We start from the raw sequence: 3,696 nt of genomic DNA on the forward strand, positions 1-3,696 counted from the left end.
GGTCGTCATGCCGTGTGGCAGCAAAAGTGACATTTCTACTTTGCGCAAAAGCGGACATTCCAACTCATCCCCCACATTGGATGTAGCGGCATTTTAGAGATGCGACATATTAGCCAGTTAGAGATGCGACAGTCTCGCCTCTCGACGCACTGGTCAAAGCCAACGTTGGGAGCAAGGATGACGATTCTTCAGCCTGGTGACGATCTTCAGCCTGGTCGAGACCATGAGCGGTCGGAGTCGTCGTGTCCTGTTTAATCACCATGTCGCAGAAAGAATTGCATCGCCTCGAAGTCATCCAGAAGGTTCGTGATGAACGCCTGAGCGTCGTCCAGGCTGCGGAGCTTCTCGGGCTTAGTCGAAGTCAGTTCCATCGGCTACTGCGGCGGGCTCGCCAACTGCATCTCGAAGGAGCGCCGCCGACGGCTGCGCAAGCCCAGACGACATCCACTGCTGCGCGACCTGATTATCGGAGCGATAGAAAGCCAAATGGTCACCGAAACAGATTGCCAGCCGGCTGCTGACAGATGGGGTCAGCCCGGTACGTATATGCTCGGAAACGAGCTATCGCTTCATCCATTGCATGGAAGATTATCCGCCTGGCCTTTACGAGTACCTGCCTGAGCGACGTTGCCGACGCGTGCCGCGTGCATCCCGCAAACAGCGTGACGGCCTCATTCCGTTTGATTACCGGATCTCGCAACGACCTGATTTGTTGATGATCGTTCCAAGCTCGGCCATTGGGATGACGATCTGCTGATCTTCAAACGCGAGCTTGGCCAACATCACTTCGCTCGTCGAGCGCAAGAGCCGCTACACCGTATTGATCAAGAACCGCAGTTGCCACTCGCGGCCGATCATGGACAAGATCATCAACGTCTCGCCGCTACCATCTTTTGCCGGTCGCAGCTTTGCCTTTGACCGCGGCACCGAATTTGCCGGCTTCTGAATTCTCAGCTACGCAAATGCCTCGGATACAAAACACCCGCCCAAGTCTTCATCGCCCATTTGCGCGAAACAGGCCGATCCCCTACCCTGCGATCGGCCATGATGCACCTGGAGTAGGTTCTCCAAAAACGAGGTGACGCGCGGACTGGTCGATCGCTATGTCGAGACCTACGCGCTTGCCGACGGCAGGCTGGGTGTGCGCTGGAAGGGACATCCGTTCCCTACCGGGTGTTCGGCAAGGACCAGCGGGGATGTATGCGGCGAGTTAGAAACGGCTGGAAGTGCGCTGAGCCGAAATCGTTGACATGCTATCCACCTATAGCGATCGAGCGGATTGTGTCTGCACTGTCGAGGAGAAGGCAAGACTCCAACTCGGACAGCTTCTTGACTTCGTCGACTGATGTGCAAGCCTCCTTTCATTGCCCCTACAAATTTCATAGGGGCGGTTTGGTCGGAGCCTATATTCGCAAGGGCGTAAAGAGTTCACTCCTTCGTTTTTCTGCCCGCCTCCAGGCCCTCGGATCGTTCTTCCCGCATCACCTTGGCGATCCTTTGAAGAAGCGGCACTGCTGGCAAATCCTCAAGTGACACCGACAGCTTAGGCTTCCAGTTGGGATAGCTATCGCTGGTGCCGGGAACATTGGTCGGCCTCTTCTCGCCGGTCAGGTCGGCCAAGCGGACAGCCGCAAGCCTGGAGGGCGTTTTGGCGATAAAGCGGTGGGCACTGACCACTAGGTCTTCGAGCTTTTTTTCGGTTGCTGTCTTTGGCGGAAGTCGCTCCGGCGGTTCTGCGCCTGCTTCTTCAAGCGCCTCCCTCAAGTCCTTGCGCTGATGTTTGCGTTCTTCGATATGTCTTTCCGTAACCTCAGGAGAAACGATGCCATGCCCAGCGCGGATCTCGATATCGGCGCCTCGCCACCAGCCTGCGAGTGTCTGGTGATCGTGGGTCGAGATGCACGCAAGCGCAAGTGCCGGATAGACATCAGCAGTCTTGAAACTGCTTTCGGCCCGCTCGTAGGAGAGAATGCGATAAGAGAGTATCCGGGCTTCTGCCAAATCCTCTTGCAGCCCCTCAGGCAGGTTCCCAAGGTCTTCTCCGATCACCAAGCATTGATAATCAGCCGAGGCATCTGCAAGGATTTTCAGAAGGTGGTCCTGCGGATAGCTTACGTAGGCGCCGCTACACGGCCGGCTGTCCAGCGGCACCAAGAATAGGCGCCGGAGCGCCGCCGCGTGATCGATACGAATTGCGCCGGCATAACGCATTGCGGCACTCACCATTCGTCGGTAGGGAGACGTTTTTCCCGAAGCGACCATCGAAGGATGAAATGCAGCCAAGTGCCAGTCTTGGCCGTCCATGGCGAGTGGATCGGGTGGACTGCCGATAGTCGCTTTCGAAATGTAGGCAGCTCGCTCGCTCCAGGTCGCCGAACCATCAATGGCTTCGCCCACAGCCAGGTCGAGGTATAGCCCGATCCGGAGACCAGCACTGCGGGCCCGGTCTGCTGCGGCCATCAGCTGCCGGTGGGCGAGCCACTGCAGCCACACGTGGAAGAGAACTTCGTCCGCATGCTCGCGGGCGAATTCGGCGGCAGTCTGGCCGTGGGGGTCCTGATACTCAGCCGGCCAAGCTTGCCAACCCGCGTCAATCCCGCGCTGTCTCATCGCAAAAGAGATGGCCTCGAAAAGCGCATGAAGACGCAATGCATCGCCTCCCGCCGTGACAAAGCTGTTGAAATCGAGCTGTTCGTCGGCTGGTTTGCCCTGCGCGGCTTTTCCCCATAATCGCCAAAGACCGCGAAGCGCTGAGAGCTTGATGTCGGCCACCAGGACATAGTCGACGAAATCGGTTCGCCGCAGTGTTTCAAGCTGGCCTTCAAGCTCGGCGTTGCTCAGAAAGCCAGGAACCTTGTCGACGGCGATGTAGAGAGGGTTGAGCTGCCGGCGGTTGGACGGTTCATAGGGGCTACAGCGGCTGGGATCCGCGCCGAAGAGTGCATGCAGCGGATTGAGACCGATGAAATCGGCGCCTAACGCCCCGACGAGATCGACCATCTGAGAAAGATCCTCGAAGTCCCCTATCCCCCAATTGCGCTCCGAGCGCAATTCATAAAGTTGCAGGCTGATCCCCCAGACGCGGCTATTCTCCAGGAATTTGGGAAGATACGATTTGGCGATCTTCTTCTTCTTCCTCGCGGGGCTCTTGGCCGCACGTGTCCCAGCAGAGCTCTGCTTCGGCGTCAGGTCAATACCCAGAGCGGCAAGAATTTTTCGTTTGGTTTCGTTAGAAATCGGCACCTCGTCGTGGTCCGGACTTGGTCTAGTGAGGCCAATCCCATGCTTGCGGGCCAAATCGTCGAGTTCTGCGCGTTTCATAGTTCGGTCTCTCGTTCTTTAGCCTCAAGCAAGCGTGTCTCGGGCTCCGGATCACCGTCCATGCGAGACTGCTGTCGCTGGTTCAAAGGACGAATACCTGTTTGGTATCGTCTGGCCGCGGGCTCATTGATGCTGCTTGTCCAAACGTTCATCGACAGGTGAGGCCTCACCTCGCCTATCAATATCCAACCCAAAGCCATTGCCCTGCCTTGGGCACGATAAGTGCGCTTTGTCTGGAAAGGGTAAGGCGGCTAACTCGAACACGACCAAAAGGTTTCAACGGTATCTTGGCACGCGACTAGAGCGTTTCATGTTTTATTTGAAGCGTATCCGGCATTGACAAGATAATTGGTGCACTCGTCTGGACCGATGGTC

The 3,696-nt window shown here is 57.0% G+C and carries 1 protein-coding gene and 2 pseudogenes; 2 read left to right on the forward strand and 1 reads right to left on the reverse strand.

Translation table 11 applies throughout. The features are described from left to right. Nucleotides 1-242 precede the first annotated feature (242 nt). Both ACMGE0_RS33295 and ACMGE0_RS33300 read left to right on the forward strand, forming a co-directional pair. A pseudogene (locus tag ACMGE0_RS33295) lies at nucleotides 243-383 on the forward strand (helix-turn-helix domain-containing protein); the annotation flags it as partial. After that, nucleotides 373-1,062, forward strand: a pseudogene (locus ACMGE0_RS33300) (IS30 family transposase); the annotation flags it as partial. The pseudogenes ACMGE0_RS33295 and ACMGE0_RS33300, both read left to right, overlap by 11 nt. A gap of 366 nt (nucleotides 1,063-1,428) precedes the next feature. Here ACMGE0_RS33300 and malQ read toward each other — a convergent pair. Then, nucleotides 1,429-3,321, reverse strand: coding sequence for a 4-alpha-glucanotransferase (gene malQ, locus ACMGE0_RS33305; protein WP_436820127.1), 1,893 nt, complete (start codon nucleotides 3,319-3,321; stop codon nucleotides 1,429-1,431). Nucleotides 3,322-3,696 lie beyond the last annotated feature (375 nt).

The organism is Neorhizobium descurainiae, from assembly GCF_051400715.1.
Classification (GTDB): domain Bacteria; phylum Pseudomonadota; class Alphaproteobacteria; order Rhizobiales; family Rhizobiaceae; genus Neorhizobium.